The following is a 16,836-nucleotide window of genomic DNA, read 5'->3' on the forward strand; positions in this document are numbered from 1 at the left end:
CCCGCCGCCGTATTGACGGTTCAGTCCTGCTCCGAGTCCCCGCGGCTCCGATCCGATCCGTCCCGTTCTGAGTCCCGGCGGTGCCGACACCCTCCCGAACGGCTACCGCAGCATCGCCCAGCCGCCGATAGCCACACCGGTACCGGACATCCCCGGTCAACCGCCGGAGGCTACGGCAGCATCGGATAACTCCCCGTACTCGTCGGTGCATGTTCCGGCAGCCACAGCACCGCCACCGCGCCCTCCGCAGGGATGTGGTCCGGTGCGCCCGCGGGGCGGACGTTGCGGAAGGTCAGGCGGGCGCCGAGGACACGGGCCTGGCCGGCCGCGATGGTCAGGCCGAGGCCGTGGCCGTGGCCCGCGCGGTCCTTGCTGCCGGTGCGGAAGCGGCTCGGGCCCTCCGCGAGCAGTTCCTCGGGGAAGCCGGGGCCGTGGTCGCGGACCCGGATGACCCGGCCCTCGACGGAGACCTCGATCGGCGGCTTGCCGTGCCGGGCCGCGTTGGCGAGGAGGTTGAACAGGACGCGTTCCAGGCGGCGCGGGTCTGTGGTGACTACCGACTCGTGCACGACGTGCACCATCGCGTCCGGGTCCTTCGCGAGCACCCGGCGGCTCACGAACTCGCCCAGCATCAGGTCCTGCAACTCGGCCCGCTCGGACGCCCCGTCGAGCCGGGCGACCTCCAGCACGTCCTCGACGAGCGTGCGCATCGCCTTCGCGCGGTCCAGGACCAACTCGGTGGGGCGGCCGGGCGGGAGCAGTTCGGCCGCCGTCAGTAGGCCCGTCACCGGGGTGCGCAGCTCGTGCGCGATGTCCGCCGTGACCCTTCGTTCCGCGTCGAGGCGTTGTTGCAGCGCGTCCGTCATCGCGTCCACCGCGCGCGCGAGGTCGTCGGTCTCGTCCCGTACGACCCCGCCGATCGCGTCCCGCACCCGTACGTCCGTCTCGCCCTTGGCGACCTGGTTCGCCGCGGCCGCCGCCTTGCGCAGCCGGCGCGAGAGCTGGCCGCCGATCAGGACACCGAGCGCGCTGCCGCCGAGCACGGCCGCGATCGAGCCGATCACCAGGGCCTGGTCGAGATCCTTGAGGATGTCGGTGCTGCGGTCGGTGAACCCGGTGTGCAGGGACAGCACCCGGCCGTCCTTGAGCGGTACGGCCGCCCAGATGTCCGGCACCCCGTGCGGCCGGTCGGTGACGTACGTCGCCCGGCGGCCCTCCTCGACCTTCTCGCGCAGCGCCGTCGGCAGGCTCGGGTCGTTGATCTTGATGCTGGGGAAGTTCGGCCGCCCGGACAGCTCGTAGTTGCGCTGGGCGATCTGGACGCGCTCGTCCGCGAGGTCGCGCGCGTTGTCCAGCATCGAGACCCGGGCCGCGTTGTGCACGACCAGGCTGAGCGCGATCGCGACCAGCGTGCCGACCAGCGCGATGGCCGCGCTGAGCTTCCATCTCAGGCCTGTACGGATGCCCGCTCTGTCCAGGAAGGACGGGACCCTGCGCCGTGAATTCCCCCGCATACCCCTGCTCAGGCCTTCAACTTGTAGCCGAAGCCGCGGACCGTCTCGATCCGGTCCTGGCCGATCTTCGTGCGCAGCCGCTGCACATGGACGTCCACGACCCGGGTGTCACCGCCCCAGCCGTAGTCCCACACCCGCTCCAGGAGCTTGTCGCGGGACAGCACCGTGCCCGGCGCCGAGGAGAATTCGAGGAGCAGCCGCATCTCGGTCGGCGTCAGCGCCACCGGCTGCCCGGCCCGGCGCACCTCCATGCCCTCGGTGTCGATCTCCAGATCGCCGAAGGTGAGCACTCCGCCGCCTTCCGGGGCCGACTCCGTGTCCGTCGTACGGTCGCTGCCGCTCGCGTGTCCGAAGCGGCGCAGGACCGCGCGGATGCGGGCGACCAGGACGGCGCCGTCGAAGGGCTTCGTGACGTAGTCGTCGGCGCCCGCTTCCAGGCCGAGGACGACGTCGATCGAGTCCGCGCGCGCCGACAGCATGATCACCGGGACCGTCGAGTCGTCCCGGATACGGCGGCACAGGCTCACGCCGTCCAGGCCGGGGACCATGACGTCGAGGAGTGCGATGTCGGGGCGGTTCGCCCGGAACGCCTCCAGGCCCGACAGCCCGTCGGGCATCGCCGTGACCGCGAAGCCGTCCCGCTCCAGGGCGAGTTGGGTGGCCTCACGGATGACGTCGTCGTCCTCGACGAACAGGACGTGGGTCTGGTCTGCCATCCCGGTGCTCTCAGTCCTCGTGTGGGTCGTTCTCAAGCATGGGACGCCCGAAGCGGCGTCCGCGTTCACTGATGGATCGGATCGGGCCGTCCGATCGGTTCAGATTCGGCTGGTTCGGTTCCGACCGGTTCGATTGCGATCGGTTCGGTTCTGGTCCGGCTCGGGTTTGATCCGGTTCGGATCCGGTCCGGATCAGTTCTTGCTCGGGGCGGGCGACGCGTCGCCTCCGACCGCGTTGCTGTACTCGTTGTGGGTGCTGTACTCCTGGACGAAACGGCCCGACGTCCAGCGGTACGTGATCACGTTCTCCCCGGAGGGACTCGACACCGGGTCGCCCTTCTCGTACACCTGCTTGGTGACGACCAGATCGCCGCGGTCTATCTCGGCGTAGACCGGGGGTTCCTCGGCCTTGAACACATTCTCGTACGTCCCACCCGTCGCGCGATACACGTACGAGCCGATCCCCACCGCATCGCCGCAGGTCATCACGTTGACGACGACGTCGTTCGCGGTGCCGCCGGTCAGCATGCCGTACGACACGTCGACCGCGTACTCGTCGGCCACGCAGGGCTTCAGCTCGTGTTTGACCGCCGACGAGACCTTCGGGTCGTTCATGACGAGTTTGACCGCGTCCACGTGGTCGTCGACGGTCGCGGAGGGCGAGGGGGACTTGGCCTCCGCGACGCCCGCCACCGAGTCGGAGTGCGCCGGGCCCTCGTCACGCGCGCCGGTGCCGCCCGTGGCGCAGCCCGACACCAAAAGGGCGAGGGCCGCGAGCACGACCATCGCCGTGAACGCCGCCTCCAAGGTTCCGCGCACCCTTCCGGGCCCGAGGGGGTCCCTCGGGCCGGACCCCGTGGGGCGCCGACTCGGGCCCGACCCCGTGGGGTCGTGACTCGGGCCGGAACCAGGGGTGTCGTCGCTCAGGCCGCGCAACGCTCCCGCTCCTCACGCTCCAGCGCGCGTGCGTCCAGGTCGCGGGCCTCCAGCTCCTCCCGGAGCCGGGCGAGCGCCCGGTGCAGCGTGCTCTTGACCGTACCGGCCGACATGCCCAGGGCGGCGGCCGTCTCTTCGGTGGACATCTGCTCCCAGTGTCGCAGGACGACAACACTGCGCTGTTTCGGTGCGAGAACTTTCATGATGTCCATAAGAAGCGCCCGGTCCGCGTGCTGCTCGGTCGCGTCGTCGACGCTCGCGTCCGGCAGCTGCTCGGTGGGGACCTCTTCGAGCTTGCGGGCCCGCCACCACTCGGTACGCGTGTTGATCATGACGCGGCGCAGGTACGCGTCCGCGAGGCGCTTGTCCTCGATGGTCTCCCAGCGGCCGTACGTCCGTACCAGCGCCGTCTGGAGCAGGTCCTGGGCGTCGACCGGGTCCGGCACCAATCGGCGGGCGCTGCGCAGCAGCGCGTCCTGTCGGGTGCGGACGTACTCCTCGAATTCGAGCACCTCGCCCTGCGCCATGATCAACCGCCTCCATCCCCGTTTCCGACCTGCCTGCTGCCGGTTGTCCTCTGCTGCTGTCCCGCCGGTCTGCGGTACGCAAATGAAGTTACGGAGGGGTTGTCACGGCACTGTGCGGAGCAGCCTGCGGAGAGCGCTCGGCTGTCCGTCGGTTGTGTAACGGAAGTAGGTTGGGGGTAAGGGGGTGGGGCGTTTGGGGTGGGTGTGGGGTGATTTGGGCTTGGCGGGAGTGTTGCGGGAGCGAGGAGTTTCCTGTGGGGCGGGCCTTTGTCTGTGAAATGACCGTGTGTCAGGTGCGGGTCGCGGGGAGTCGGTACATGCCGTCGGGGAGGGGTTCGACCAGGCCGTCGGACACCAGGCCGTCCAGTGCCCTGGCCCGTTGCACCGGCTCGTGCCACACCCGGTCGAGTGCGGACTGGGGGACGGGGGTGTGCGTTTCGCGGAGTACGGCGAGGAGCTTGCCGCGGACCTGACGGTCCGTGCCCGCGTATGTCTGGCCTTTGCGGGCCGGGCCCTCGTGGTCCGGCTTGCCGGCGAGGTTCCACGCGCACTGGGCGGAGATGGGGCAGCGGTGGCACGTCTCGTTCTTCGCGGTGCAGACGAGTGCGCCGAGTTCCATGGACGCGGCGGCCCAGCGGGCTGCGGTGTCGTCGTCCTGGGGGAGGAGCGCGCGGGCCAGCTTGCGTTCGGCGGCTGTCGTTGCGTTCGGGGGGTACTGGGTGCCGGTGACCGCGCGCGCGAAGACTCGGCGGACGTTGGTGTCCAGTACGGCGTGGCGCTGGCCGTAGGCGAAGGACGCGACTGCGGCTGCGGTGTATTCGCCGATGCCGGGGAGCGCGAGGAGTTGGGCGTGGTCGGTGGGGACGTCGCCGCCGTGGCGTTCCGTTATGGCGGTGGCGGCGCCGTGGAGGCGCAGGGCGCGGCGGGGGTAGCCGAGGCGGCCCCAGGCGCGGACGGCTTCGCCGGGGGCGTCCTTGGCGAGGTCGGCGGGGCGGGGCCAGCGGGCGAGCCACTGTTCGTAGACCGGGAGGACGCGGTTGACCGGGGTCTGCTGGAGCATGAACTCGCTGACCATCACGGCCCAGGGGCCGGCGTCGGGGTGGCGCCAGGGGAGGTCGCGGGCGTTGTCCTCGAACCAGTCGATGACCGGGGTGTGGAGGCGGGCTCCATCGGGTGAGGTGGCGGGTGTCGTGGACGTCGTGGATGTGGCGGACGTCGCGGCTGTGGTGTGCGGGGGGTTCGTGGGCGCAGTCATGGCGGGTTCGATCCTGCCACGGTTGGTGGGTGGGTCGGGGTCGTGGCGGTACGGCGAGCCCGCCGCTGGTCGGGCCCCTCTGGTGTTGTCAGAGTTGAACGGGTTGGTGCCGGGTACGCGGCGGGCTGCGCCGTACCGCCACGACCCGCTCCCGTTCGTCGGCGGCTGCGGGCCTGTGGTCCATCCCGGGCCATTCCAGGCGGGGTTACCGGGATGATGATCCGGAAAAGTTGGGGCTGGGGCGGCGGGTGGGGCGAGGTAACTCGCCGATCTCTCGTACAGTTTGCGCCGTGGGATCACTGCGCAATCCGGTCGGGCCGCTTCCCTCCTCCATCTATTGGCGACGGAGGGTCCTCATGGTGTCCGTGGTCGCCTTGTTGGCGCTGCTGATCACCTGGATCGTCAACTCCGGTGGCGGGGGCGGCAAGAACGGTGCCGATGGGGCCAAGAACGGTAAGACTCCGGCTCCTACGATCACTGCCGGGCCGTCGGGATCGGGTCCCGCCATCAGTCAACACCCCGGCGGCCGCGATGAGTCGAGCGGCTCGAGTAGTTCGAGCGGTGCGGGTGGATCGAGTGGCTCGGGTGCGTCGTCGGGTGGCGCGAGTGGGGCGACTGGGGCGAGTGGTGGGGGTTCCGGGGCGGGTGGGTCCGGTGGCGGTAGTAACGGCGGTAGCAGTACGGGGACTACGGTTCCTGCCGACTCCACGCTTCCCAACTGCACTGCCGGCGCTGTGCAGTTGAGTCTGCGGAGTCTGCACAACTCGTACTCGCCGGATCAGACTCCTACTTTTGTGCTCACCGCCAAGAACTCCTCCGGCAGTGACTGCAAGGTCGATCTCGGGCCCAAGAGTGCGGTGTTGACGATTACGGAGGCGGGGGGCAGCGCTGATTTCTGGTCGTCCGCCGACTGCCCCAAGGGCTCCGGGAGTGTCTTCTACCGGGTGTCCGCCGGGAGCAGCGTGACGTACACCCTGAAGTGGGACCGCAAGCCGAGTGCGCCCGAGTGTGCGACTCCGGCCGCCGGGTCGGCCGGGGCCGGGACCTATCTGGTGGAGGCGCAGGCCTCCGGGTTCGCCAAGGCGCAGATCTCGTTCGTGCTGGCGAGTGACTGACCTGACGTCGGGTTATACGTAGCGTTCCAGGATGGACGATTCCGCCAGGCGGGAGAGGCCCTCTCGGACGCTTCTTGCCCTTGCCTCGCCTACGCCGTCGACCGTCTGTAGGTCGTCGACGCTTGCCGCCAGGAGTTTCTGGAGGCCGCCGAAGTGCTCCACCAGGCGGTCGATGATCGCGCCGGGGAGGCGCGGGACCTTGGCCAGGAGGCGGAAGCCTCGGGGGGAGACCGCCGAGTCGAGAGCCTCGGGGGAGCCGGTGTAGCCCAACGCACGGGCCACGGTGGGGAGTTCGAGGAGCTCGGCGTGGGAGAGGGCGTCGAGTTCGGCCAGTGCCTCGTTGACCGTGCGGGAGCGTTTGGCCGTGGGCTCGGGGACGTAGTCGCGTACTACTAGTTCGCGTTCCGGGTCCACGCCTGCGATCAACTCCTCCAGTTGGAGGGCGAGTAGGCGGCCGTCCGTGCCCAGTTCGAGTACGTACTCCGCGATCTCGGTGGCGATCAGGCGGACCATTTCCAGGCGCTGGACCACTGCCGAGACGTCTCGGACCGTCACCAGGTCCTCGATCTCCAGGGCCGACAGTGTTCCCGCCACCTCGTCCAGGCGGAGCTTGTAGCGCTCCAGGGTGGCCAGGGCCTGGTTGGCGCGGGACAGGATTGCCGCCGAGTCCTCCAGGACGCGGCGTTGGCCGTCTACGTAGAGGGCGATCAGGCGCATGGATTGGGAGACGGAGAGCACGGGGAAGGCGACCTGTTTGCTCACTCGGTCCGCCGTGCGGTGGCGGGTGCCTGTCTCTTCGGTGGGGATGTTCGGGTCGGGGACCAGTTGGACGCCCGCGCGGAGGATCTTGGAGAGGTCGGACGAGACTACGATGCCGCCGTCCAGTTTGCAGAGTTCTCGTAGGCGCGTGGCCGTGAACTCCACGTCCAGGATGAAACCGCCTGTGCACATCGCTTCTACGGTCTTGTCGGAACCGAGCACGATGAGTCCGCCCGTGTTGCCGCGGAGGATTCGCTCCAGGCCGTCGCGCAGGGCCGTGCCGGGTGCCACGGCGCTCAGTGAGGCGCGCATCAGGCCATCGGCACCGGAGCTCCCGCCGGACTTTCCGGGAGCTGACGCCCGGTCGTTGGCTGCCACTGCACTCCTCGGGTCGCAGGTTTTTCTGGTGCTCCCGTTTCGCGTACGTGGTTCATACGGACGGGCGAGACCAGGGCAAAGTCTACCGGCGGTCCTCGTCGTCCCGCGGGGCCTCTCGCTTACGGGACCTTGGAAGGACCCGGAGAGCGTCTCCTATGTCGGCTACTTCGATGACCTTCATGCCTGCGGGGATCTTGCCCGGGTCGCTCGGAACGAGGGCGTGGGTGAAGCCCAGACGGTGTGCTTCGGAGAGTCTGCGCTGGACGCCCGTGACCCTTCTGACCTCGCCTGCGAGGCCTACTTCGCCGATCGCCACCAGGTTCTTGGGGAGGGGAGTGTCGCTCGCCGCGGAGGCCAGGGCGAGGGCGATGGCCAGATCTGCCGCCGGTTCGGAGAGTTTCACTCCGCCCACCGTCGCCGAGTAGATGTCCCGTTTGCCCAGGGCGCTGATGCGGCCCCGCTGTTCCAGGACCGCGAGCATCATCGAGACCCGGGACGTCTCCAGGCCCGAAGTGGTGCGGCGGGGGGAGGGGATCTGGGAGTCCACCGTGAGCGCCTGGACCTCGGCGACCAAGGGGCGGCGGCCCTCCAGGGTGACGGTCAGGCAGGTGCCCGGGACCGGCTCCGCGCGGCGGGTCAGGAACAGGCCGCTCGGGTCGGCCAGGCCCGTGATGCCCTCGTCGTGCAGCTCGAAGCAGCCGACCTCGTCCGTCGTGCCGTAGCGGTTCTTGACGCCCCGTACGAGGCGCAGGCGGGCGTGGCGGTCGCCCTCGAAGGACAGGACTACGTCCACTAGGTGTTCGAGGAGGCGGGGGCCCGCGATTGCCCCGTCCTTGGTGACGTGGCCTACCAGGAGGGTGGACATGCCGCGCTCCTTGGAGGCGCGGATCAGGGCGCCGGCCACCTCGCGGACCTGGGCCATGCCGCCTGGGGCGCCGTCGATCTCCGGGGAGGCCACCGTCTGGACGGAGTCCAGGATCAGGAGGGAGGGCTTCACCGCGTCCAAGTGGCCCAGAATCGTGGCCAGATCGGTCTCGGCGGCGAGGTAGAGGTTGTCGTCGATCGCCTTGATGCGGTCGGCGCGCAGGCGGACCTGGCTCGCCGACTCCTCGCCTGTCACGTAGAGCGTGCGGTGCTCCTCGCTTGCGGACTTCGCCGCTACGTCGAGGAGCAGGGTCGACTTGCCCACGCCCGGTTCGCCCGCGACCAGGACGACCGCTCCGGGGACCAGGCCGCCGCCGAGGACCCGGTCCAGCTCGGGGACGCCGGTCGAGCGGGCGGTGGCCGTGCGGCCGTCGACCTGGCCGATGGGGACGGCCGAGGTGGTGACGCGGCCGGGTGCCGTCGTACGGACCGCGGGCGCGCCGTACTCCTCGACCGTGCCCCATGCCTGGCACTCGGAGCAGCGGCCCAGCCACTTGGCCGTCTGCCAGCCGCACTCGGTGCAGCGGTAGGACGGTCGGTCCTTGGTGGTCTTCGTACGGGCAGCCATGCGTGAACCGTAACCGCCGCCACTGACAACGCGGTCGGCGGTCGGGGCGTGCCTCTTCGGTATCCGGCCACTGTCCGTCGAGAACGAGTCATGGAGGTCAGGGTGCCTGTCCCCTTTTGAGGGATCGTTTCACCCGTACGGATTAAAAGTGCTCAAGGGGGCGGAAGGGGGCATGGCCCGCCGCCTACGGTCGCACGGGTGATGAGCAGCAGTCCGGAGACCTCGACCCGCACCACCGGCGCACACCGGGCGCATCGGGAGGCGCGTGACCGCGCTGCGGCGCGCACGCTGGCGCAGCGCCCGCCCGCGCGCTACGAGCCGTATCTGGACGGCCTGTTCACGTACTGCCTCTCCGTGCTCTGCGACCACGACACCGCGACCGCCGCCCTGGGGGACGTGCTGGCGCTGGCCGAACGCCGGGGCGCGCGTGTGCCGGAGACGGCCGGTGACCGTCGGGCCTGGCTGTACGCGCTGGCCCGCTGGGCGTGTCTGCGCAAGCTGGCCGAGGCCAAGCAGAAACGTCAGGGAACGCACGCGGTGGGGCGCAGCGAGGTGGAGGAACCGGCCCTCTCCGAGGAGGTGCGTGAGCAGCGGCGGCGTGAACTCGCCCTGCTCGCCTGGCCGGAGGCCGCCGGGACCACCCCGGAGCAGCGCGAGGCGCTCGAACTCGCCGTGCGCCACCGGCTCGCCGCCCACGAGGTCGCCGCCGTTCTCGGCATGGACCTCGCCACAGCACGGGAGCTGCTGGCGGCCGCGGCCTGTGAGGTGGAACGCACGCGTGCCGCCCTCGCCGTCGTCGAGACCGGGAGCTGCCCGAGCGTCGCCCGTCTCACCGGTGACCATCAGCTGGTGCTGAGCAGCGCCCTGCGCCGCGAACTCGTCCGGCACGTCGACGACTGCCCGCACTGCCGTCGTACCGCCGAGCGCGCGGTGCCTGGCAGTTGGCCCGGCGCGAGTGTCACGCCTGCCGAACTGCCCGTTCTGGAGGCGCCCCGCGCGGCCCTGCATGTCGCCATGGCGCACCTCCCACGCGCGCGTGGCGCCGCCGCACCCCGCTTCGACCGGCGCGGTTTCCCGATGGACCCCAAGGACCGCGCCGCCCGAAGAGACCGCCTCCGCGCGCGTGCCGTCACGACGACCGTCGTCGCCACCGTCATCGCGGCGCCCGTCCTCGCCCTGTGGGCCGCCTACCGGGGTACGCCGACCGGCGAGGGTGCCGACGGCCGGGCCGCCACAGCCAGCGAGCAGCACGGCCCCGACGCCCTGGAGGGCGCGGTCGCGAGCGGCGGCTACGAGAACACCGGGAACGCCGGCACGAGCCCGCGGCCCGGCAAGAACGGCAAAAACGATGTCTCCGTAGAGGTCATCAGCGTCACCGGCGCCGGTCAGAAGGGCGCCGGGCAGCTCGCCGTCTCGGCCGCCAACAGCAGCGACACCACGCTCATCACCCTCACCGCGTCCGGCTCGGCCCCGGTCCGCTGGTCCGCGACCACCGCGGCGCCCTGGCTCTACCTCAGCCAGTCCTCGGGAACCCTGGCACCGGGCGAATCGTTGACGATCAAGGTGTACGTCGACCATCTGCGCGAGCCCTCCGGCCACTGGACCGCGCGCGTGGCCGTCTCACCGGCCGGGGCCATCGTCTCGATCGAGGGCTACGGCACCGCACCCGCCCCGACCGACCCCGGCAACCCCACACACCCCACCGATCCCGGCGACCCGCCCTCGTCGAGCCCGGATCCGACGCCCACGAGCACGGCACCGACCGACCCCACGCCCAGCGACCCGCCGCCCACGTCCGCCGACCCGACCCCGACACCGACCGCGACGGACTCGTCCTCCGCCGACCCGGGGGGCTCGACGCCGCCGCCCGAAGACGGCGACCCGAGCTCGTCCTAGTCGCGGTCCCTCAGGCGACCGGGTCCGCCGGATGCGGTGCCAGCAGCGGGAGTTGCGAGGCGAGGCGCTGTTCGCACAGTTCGACCAGGCGGTCGTAGCCGGCCTTGCCCATCAGTTCGGTCAGCTCCGGGCCGTAGGACACATAGACCGGGTCGCCCGCGCCGTGCGCCGAGGTCGCCGACGTGCACCACCAGTGCAGGTCGTGGCCGCCGGAACCCCAGCCCCTGCGGTCGTACTCGCCGATCGACACCTGGAGCACACGCGTGTCGTCCGGGCGGTCGATCCACTCGTACGTCCGTCGCACCGGCAGCTGCCAGCAGACGTCCGGCTTGGTTTCCAGGGGCTCGCGGCCCTCCTTGACGGCCAGGATGTGCAGCGAGCAGCCCGCGCCGCCGGCGAAACCGGGGCGGTTCTGGAAGATGCACGAGCCCTTGTAGGGGCGGGTCTGGCGGTCGCCGTCCTCGTCCTCCGAGGTCCAGCCGTTCTCCACGCCCTCGTCGTGGTGCTGCCAGATGTCGGGCGTGAGCCTCGCCACATGCCCGGCGACCCGTTTCTCGTCGTCCTTGTCCGAGAAGTGCGCGCCCAGGGTGCAGCAGCCGTCGTCCGCGCGGCCCGCCTGGATGCCCTGGCAGCCGCTTCCGAAGATGCAGTTCCAGCGAGAGGTCAGCCATGTCAGATCGCAGCGGAAGAGCTGCTCCTCGTCCGCCGGATCCGGGAACTCCACCCACGCGCGCGCGAAGTCGAGCCCCTTCTCGTCGGCTTTCAGGGCCTTCTTCGTCGACGGCTTCGGGGGCTTCGGGGACTTGGCCGACGTCACCGGCGAAGAATCGCCGGGTGATTTGGCCGCCTTGTCGGTCTTCGCCTTTTTCGTCTTTGGCACGCGTCCAGGGTAAGTCGCCGGAGGCGGGCCCAGACACCGCTCCGGGGACCGTCCCACCCGCCACCCGACCACCACCCCTCAACGAGGGGCTGCGCCCCGCCCCTTCTGGATCGTGCAGGTGGCAGTAGCGTTCCGTATATGAGACTCGGTGTCCTCGACGTGGGATCGAACACGGTGCATCTGCTGGTGGTGGACGCACACCCGGGCGCGCGCCCGTTGCCCGCGCACTCGCACAAGGTGGAGCTCCGCCTTGCCCAACTCCTCGACGAGGACGGGGCGATCGGCCCCGAAGGGGTCGACAAACTCGTCGGCGTCGTCCACGAGGCGCTGCAGGCCGCCGAGGACAAGGGCGTCGAGGAGATCCTCCCGTTCGCCACCTCCGCCGTCCGCGAGGCCAGCAACGCCGACGACGTCCTCGCGCGCGTGCAGACCGAGACCGGCGTCGAACTCCAGGTCCTCACCGGCGCCGAGGAGGCCCGGCTCACCTTCCTCGCCGTCCGCCGCTGGTTCGGCTGGTCCGCCGGCAAGCTCCTCGTCCTCGACATCGGCGGCGGCTCCCTGGAGATCGCCTACGGCATCGACGAGGAGCCCGACGCGGCCGTCTCGCTGCCCCTCGGCGCGGGCCGCCTCACCGCCGGCTGGCTCCCCGGCGACCCGCCGGAACCGGACGCGATAAGGGCCCTGCGCCGCCATGTGCGCGCCCAGATCGCCCGTACGGTGGGCGAGTTCAGCCGTTTCGGCGCCCCCGACCACGTCGTCGCCACGTCGAAGACCTTCAAGCAACTCGCCCGCCTGGCCGGCGCCGCCCGCTCCGCCGACGGCCTCTACGTCCAACGCGAGCTGAAGCGCGAGTCCCTGGAGGCCTGGGTCCCCCGCCTCGCCGGCATGACCACCGCCCAGCGCGCCGTCCTCCCCGGAGTCTCCGAAGGCCGGGCCGAGCAGCTCCTGGCGGGCGCGATGGTCGCCGAGGGCGCGATGGATCTCTTCGGCGTGGAGACGCTGGAGGTCTGCCCGTGGGCACTGCGCGAGGGCGTGATCCTGCGGCAGTTGGATCAGATGTCGTCAGGGCTGGATCAGATGCCGTCGGCGTAGGCGCGGGTGTAGGTGCCGGTGCGGGATGGGCGCGTGGCTGGCTGTGGCTGTGGGGGTGTGGTGCACGCGCGCGTGGGCGTTGCCGGTGGCGTGAGCGTGCAGCGGTGACGTAGGCGCGGGCGGCTGTTCGCCGGGGCGTGCGTGCGTGGCCGTAGGGGAGACGCGAGCGTGTAGTTGGGGTGCACGCGCGCGTGGTCGTGATGCACCGGCGTGGCTGTCCGTGCGGGGCGGGTCGACGCCTTGGTCTGCTTGGCCAGGTGATGCACATGCGTCTGGCCGTGACGCACGCGCGCGTGGTCGCAACTCCGACCGCCCAGCCCGTCCAGCACCTACCAACTCCGGCCCGCATTGATCAGCCCGTCCGGCGTTTGAGGACGAGGCCCCTTCAGGGCCGATCGGGGGTCCGGGGGCAGAGCCCCCGGCAACGGCGCCGCACACGAACGAAGAACCCGTAGACGCACAATGAAGGTCCCCGCGGCCGCACACCGGCCGAGCCGCACTGAACGCCCGCCCCGTACCCGACGTATCGAACCCGCATGAAGTATCGCCACAACGCGGCCCCGCGTCGGAGATGGCCGGTTGCCGTACCCCGCACAGGGCGTGCACAGCAACCGGCTCCCCTGCGCAAAGCGCCGCCCCGTAGTCTGTCCTCCGTGGCAGAACCAGTCGTGCGCATCCCGGATGCGAAGGTCGCGCTGTCCACGGCGTCCGTGTATCCGGAGTCGACGGCGACGGCCTTCGAGATCGCCGCACGCCTCGGTTACGACGGCGTCGAGGTGATGGTGTGGACCGACCCGGTCAGCCAGGACATCGAGGCGCTGCGCCGGCTCAGCGACTACCACCAGGTCCCGATCCTCGCCGTGCACGCGCCGTGCCTGCTCATCACGCAGCGGGTGTGGTCGACCGACCCGTGGATCAAGCTCCAGCGCGCCCAGGTCGCCGCGGAGAAGCTCGGCGCGAGCACGGTCGTGGTGCATCCGCCGTTCCGCTGGCAGCGCCAGTACGCGCGGGACTTCGTCAGCGGGATCTGGCGGATGGCGAACGAGACGGATGTGCGGTTCGCCGTAGAGAACATGTACCCCTGGCGCTACCGCGACCGCGAGATGCTCGCCTACGCCCCCGACTGGGACGTGACGAACGAGGACTACCGGCACTTCACGATCGACCTCAGCCACACCGCGACCGCCCGCACCGACGCGACCGAGATGATCGAGCGCATGGGCGACCGGCTCGGCCATGTCCACCTCGCGGACGGCAACGGCTCCAACAAGGACGAGCACCTCGTCCCGGGCCGCGGCACCCAGCCCTGCGCCGAACTGCTGGAGCGGCTCGCGACGACCGGCTTCGACGGCCATGTCGTCATCGAGGTCAACACCCGGCGCGCGATGTCCAGCGCCGAACGCGAGGCCGATCTCGCCGAGGCGCTCGCCTTCACCCGGCTGCACCTCGCCTCGGCCGTGAAGGTGCCCCGGCGGTGACCGACGCCACCGCCAAGCGCCGGGGCCGACCCCCTCGTACGGAATCCGCCGACACCCGCGACCGCATCCTGACCGCGGCCCGGGAGGAGTTCTCCGAGCGGGGCTTCGAGAAGACGTCCGTGCGGGGGATCGCGAAGGCCGCCGGGGTCGACTCGGCGCTCGTGCACCACTACTTCGGTACCAAGGAGCAGGTTTTCGAGGCGTCCATCGAGGTCGCCTTCGCCCCGGCGACGAACGCGCCGGCGGCGGTGGCCGACGGGCCGCTGGACGGTGTCGGCGAGCGGCTGACCCGCTTCATCCTCGGCGTCTGGGAGAACCCCGCCACCCGTAAGCCGCTGCTGGCGGTCGTCCGTTCCGCCGTCAACAACGAAGCCGCCGCGGCCGTCTTCCGGCGGCTCGTGGTCGCCCAGGTGCTGGGCCGGGTCGCCGCCCAGCTCGACCTCCCGGACGCGGAACTGCGCGCCGAGCTGGCGGCGGCGCAGCTGGTCGGTACGGCGATGCTGCGCTACGTGATCAAGGTCGAGCCGCTCGCCTCGACGGACGTGGAGCTGATCATCGCGCGGGTCGCGCCGGTGGTGCAGGGGCATCTGACCGGGCCGTGATCGCCGAGCCGGTGATCCCCGAGCCGGTGATCTCCTGAGCCCCGTCGTCACGCTTCCCGTGTGAGACGTGTGTCCCGAGATGCGGACACCGTGTCCGCCCCCTGGATGACCGGCGTACGCTCGTTAGCAGCCCTATCTGTCTGAAGGAGCGATCGACGATGCCCGAGCTGAGGTCCCGTACAGTCACCCACGGCCGCAACATGGCGGGCGCACGCGCCCTTATGCGCGCCTCCGGTGTACCCGGTGCGGACATCGGCCGGAAGCCGATCATCGCGGTGGCGAACAGCTTCACGGAGTTCGTGCCCGGCCACACCCACCTCCAGCCCGTCGGCCGGATCGTCAGCGAGGCGATCACCGCGGCCGGCGGCATCCCGCGCGAGTTCAACACCATCGCGGTCGACGACGGCATCGCGATGGGCCACGGCGGCATGCTCTACAGCCTGCCCTCCCGCGACCTGATCGCGGACTCGGTTGAGTACATGGTCGAGGCGCACTGCGCCGACGCCCTGATCTGCATCTCCAACTGCGACAAGATCACGCCCGGCATGCTCATGGCGGCACTGCGCCTGAACATCCCGACGGTCTTCGTCTCCGGCGGCCCCATGGAGGCCGGGCGCGCCACGCTGCAGGACGGCACGGTCCGCACGCTGGACCTGATCGACGCGATGGTCGACGCCGCCAACGAGAGCATCTCCGACGCGGACGTCCTCAACATCGAGGAGAACGCCTGTCCGACCTGCGGCTCCTGCTCCGGCATGTTCACCGCCAACTCGATGAACTGCCTGACCGAGGCCATCGGCCTGTCGCTGCCGGGCAACGGCTCGGTCCTCGCCACGCACACCGCCCGCAAGGGCCTGTACCAGGACGCGGCCCGCACGGTGATGGACATCACCCGCCGCTACTACGAGCAGGACGACGAGACGGTCCTGCCGCGCAACGTCGCCACCTTCGCCGCCTTCGAGAACGCCATGGCACTCGACATCGCGATGGGCGGCTCCACCAACACGATCCTGCACCTCCTCGCCGCGGCGGAGGAGGGGGGCGTCCAGTTCGGCCTGGACGAGATCAACGCGGTCTCGCGTCGCGTGCCGTGCCTCGCGAAGGTCGCCCCGAACGTCGCGAAGAACCGCACGTACTACATGGAGGACGTGCACCGCGCGGGCGGAATCCCGGCCCTGCTGGGCGAGTTGCACCGCGCGGGCCTGCTCAACGAGGACGTCCACTCCGTCCACAGCCCGTCCCTCGCGGACTGGCTCAAGACGTGGGACGTGCGCGGCGGTTCGCCCTCTCCGGAGGCCGTGGAACTGTGGCACGCGGCGCCCGGCTGCGTCCGCTCCTCCGAGGCCTTCTCGCAGTCCGAGCGCTGGGGGGCGCTGGACGAGGACGCGGCCGAGGGCTGCATCCGCGACGCCGAGCACGCGTACTCCAAGGACGGCGGCCTCGCGGTCCTCAAGGGAAACCTGGCGGTCGACGGCTGCGTCGTGAAGACGGCAGGCGTGGACGAGTCCATCTGGACGTTCGAAGGCCCGGCCGTCGTCTGCGAGTCGCAGGAAGAAGCCGTCGAGAAGATCCTCAACAAACAGGTGACGCACGGCGATGTCGTCGTCATCCGCTACGAGGGCCCCAAGGGCGGCCCCGGTATGCAGGAGATGCTCTACCCGACGTCCTTCCTCAAGGGCCGCGGCCTCGGCAAGACCTGCGCCCTGATCACCGACGGCCGCTTCTCCGGCGGCACTTCGGGCCTCTCGATCGGCCATGCGTCCCCCGAAGCGGCCTCCGGCGGCACCATCGCCCTCGTCGAGAACGGCGACCGCATCCGCATCGACATCCCGAACCGCACCATCGAACTCCTCGTCGACGACGCCGAGTTGGCCCGCCGCGAGGCCGCGCTGGACGGGCGCTACGCCCCGAAGCAGCGCGAGCGCAAGGTGTCGGCGGCGCTGCGCGCGTACGCCGCGATGGCCACCAGCGCGGACCGGGGAGCCGTGCGGGACGTCAGCAAGCTGGGCTGAGGCCCGTCGCGTTGTGGGGGCCGCTTCCGTTGCGACGGGGGCGGCCCGTTCGCTTGCCGCCGCTACCAGCCCCCGGGCGTACGGGAGTCGGCCTTTCTACGGCTACCAGCCGTCGGGCCTTGGGGACTTGGCCTCTCTACGGCTACCGGGCCGCGGGCGTACGGGAGTTGGCTTTTCTACGGCC

General features: G+C 70.7%; 14 protein-coding genes. 6 read left to right on the forward strand and 8 right to left on the reverse strand.

The annotated features are described in order from the left end of the window. Nucleotides 1-170 precede the first annotated feature (170 nt). The 5 genes from cseC to OG588_RS28490 all read right to left on the reverse strand — a co-directional run bounded on the left by cseC (nt 171) and on the right by OG588_RS28490 (nt 4,948). Nucleotides 171-1,514 carry a two-component system sensor histidine kinase CseC gene (gene cseC / locus OG588_RS28470; RefSeq protein WP_405949768.1) on the reverse strand — a complete coding sequence of 448 codons (1,344 nt, stop codon included), beginning with the start codon at nt 1,512-1,514 and terminating at the stop codon, nt 171-173. 8 nt (nt 1,515-1,522) lie between these two features. Next, complete coding sequence (gene cseB, locus OG588_RS28475; RefSeq protein WP_405949769.1) at nt 1,523-2,230, reverse strand: two-component system response regulator CseB; 708 nt, start codon at nt 2,228-2,230, stop codon at nt 1,523-1,525. Nucleotides 2,231-2,422: 192 nt separating this feature from the next. After that, the gene (locus OG588_RS28480; protein WP_366098485.1) at nt 2,423-3,016 is read right to left on the reverse strand and encodes a hypothetical protein; all 594 of its coding nucleotides are present in this window, start codon (nt 3,014-3,016) and stop codon (nt 2,423-2,425) included. A 137-nt stretch (nt 3,017-3,153) separates the two neighbouring features. Then, the gene (locus OG588_RS28485; protein ID WP_019064956.1) at nt 3,154-3,693 is read right to left on the reverse strand and encodes a SigE family RNA polymerase sigma factor; all 540 of its coding nucleotides are present in this window, start codon (nt 3,691-3,693) and stop codon (nt 3,154-3,156) included. Between the two features lie 289 nt (nt 3,694-3,982). Beyond that, complete coding sequence (locus OG588_RS28490; protein WP_405949770.1) at nt 3,983-4,948, reverse strand: A/G-specific adenine glycosylase; 966 nt, start codon at nt 4,946-4,948, stop codon at nt 3,983-3,985. 290 nt (nt 4,949-5,238) lie between these two features. Here OG588_RS28490 and OG588_RS28495 point away from each other — a divergent pair, with 290 nt between their 5' ends. Beyond that, nucleotides 5,239-6,063, forward strand: coding sequence for a hypothetical protein (locus OG588_RS28495; RefSeq protein WP_405949771.1), 825 nt, complete (start codon nt 5,239-5,241; stop codon nt 6,061-6,063). A gap of 12 nt (nt 6,064-6,075) precedes the next feature. Here the strand turns inward: OG588_RS28495 and disA are convergent, their stop codons facing one another. Continuing rightward, nucleotides 6,076-7,200 (reverse strand): DNA integrity scanning diadenylate cyclase DisA, encoded by a 1,125-nt coding sequence (disA, locus tag OG588_RS28500; protein WP_405949772.1) that lies wholly within the window; start codon nt 7,198-7,200, stop codon nt 6,076-6,078. Between the two features lie 82 nt (nt 7,201-7,282). Next, a complete protein-coding gene (radA, locus tag OG588_RS28505; protein ID WP_266860462.1) occupies nt 7,283-8,692 on the reverse strand; it encodes a DNA repair protein RadA in 1,410 nt (469 codons plus the stop codon). Nucleotides 8,693-8,890: 198 nt separating this feature from the next. Here radA and OG588_RS28510 point away from each other — a divergent pair, with 198 nt between their 5' ends. Beyond that, on the forward strand, nt 8,891-10,588 hold the full coding sequence (locus OG588_RS28510; protein ID WP_405949773.1) for a BACON domain-containing protein: 1,698 nt from the start codon (nt 8,891-8,893) through the stop codon (nt 10,586-10,588). A 10-nt stretch (nt 10,589-10,598) separates the two neighbouring features. Here the strand turns inward: OG588_RS28510 and OG588_RS28515 are convergent, their stop codons facing one another. After that, nucleotides 10,599-11,468 (reverse strand): hypothetical protein, encoded by an 870-nt coding sequence (locus OG588_RS28515; RefSeq protein WP_405949774.1) that lies wholly within the window; start codon nt 11,466-11,468, stop codon nt 10,599-10,601. Between the two features lie 138 nt (nt 11,469-11,606). On the opposite strand from OG588_RS28515, the gene OG588_RS28520 reads away from it, so the two are divergent. From OG588_RS28520 to ilvD, 4 genes are all read left to right on the forward strand, one after another. Further along, on the forward strand, nt 11,607-12,560 hold the full coding sequence (locus tag OG588_RS28520; RefSeq protein ID WP_405949775.1) for a Ppx/GppA family phosphatase: 954 nt from the start codon (nt 11,607-11,609) through the stop codon (nt 12,558-12,560). Nucleotides 12,561-13,213: 653 nt separating this feature from the next. Next, nucleotides 13,214-14,038 carry a sugar phosphate isomerase/epimerase gene (locus tag OG588_RS28525; protein WP_366099711.1) on the forward strand — a complete coding sequence of 275 codons (825 nt, stop codon included), beginning with the start codon at nt 13,214-13,216 and terminating at the stop codon, nt 14,036-14,038. Then, on the forward strand, nt 14,035-14,640 hold the full coding sequence (locus OG588_RS28530; protein WP_405949776.1) for a TetR family transcriptional regulator: 606 nt from the start codon (nt 14,035-14,037) through the stop codon (nt 14,638-14,640). Before OG588_RS28525 ends, OG588_RS28530 begins: the two co-directional genes overlap by 4 nt. 158 nt (nt 14,641-14,798) lie before the next feature. Further along, nucleotides 14,799-16,652: a dihydroxy-acid dehydratase gene (gene ilvD / locus OG588_RS28535; RefSeq protein WP_405949777.1), complete on the forward strand. Its 1,854-nt coding sequence runs from the start codon at nt 14,799-14,801 to the stop codon at nt 16,650-16,652. The last annotated feature ends 184 nt before the right edge of the window (nt 16,653-16,836 follow it).

The organism is Streptomyces prunicolor, assembly GCF_045162825.1.
Lineage (GTDB): Bacteria > Actinomycetota > Actinomycetes > Streptomycetales > Streptomycetaceae > Streptomyces > Streptomyces prunicolor.

Excerpts from the sequence above, each read along its gene's own strand:
- cseB (WP_405949769.1), bottom strand. The coding sequence starts at position 2,230 with ATGGCAGACCAGACCCACGTCCTGTTCGTCGAGGACGACGACGTCATC.
- OG588_RS28480 (WP_366098485.1), bottom strand. The coding sequence starts at position 3,016 with ATGGTCGTGCTCGCGGCCCTCGCCCTTTTGGTGTCGGGCTGCGCCACG.
- cseC (WP_405949768.1), bottom strand. The coding sequence starts at position 1,514 with ATGCGGGGGAATTCACGGCGCAGGGTCCCGTCCTTCCTGGACAGAGCG.
- OG588_RS28485 (WP_019064956.1), bottom strand. The coding sequence starts at position 3,693 with ATGGCGCAGGGCGAGGTGCTCGAATTCGAGGAGTACGTCCGCACCCGA.
- OG588_RS28520 (WP_405949775.1), top strand. The coding sequence starts at position 11,607 with ATGAGACTCGGTGTCCTCGACGTGGGATCGAACACGGTGCATCTGCTG.
- OG588_RS28490 (WP_405949770.1), bottom strand. The coding sequence starts at position 4,948 with ATGACTGCGCCCACGAACCCCCCGCACACCACAGCCGCGACGTCCGCC.
- radA (WP_266860462.1), bottom strand. The coding sequence starts at position 8,692 with ATGGCTGCCCGTACGAAGACCACCAAGGACCGACCGTCCTACCGCTGC.
- ilvD (WP_405949777.1), top strand. The coding sequence starts at position 14,799 with ATGCCCGAGCTGAGGTCCCGTACAGTCACCCACGGCCGCAACATGGCG.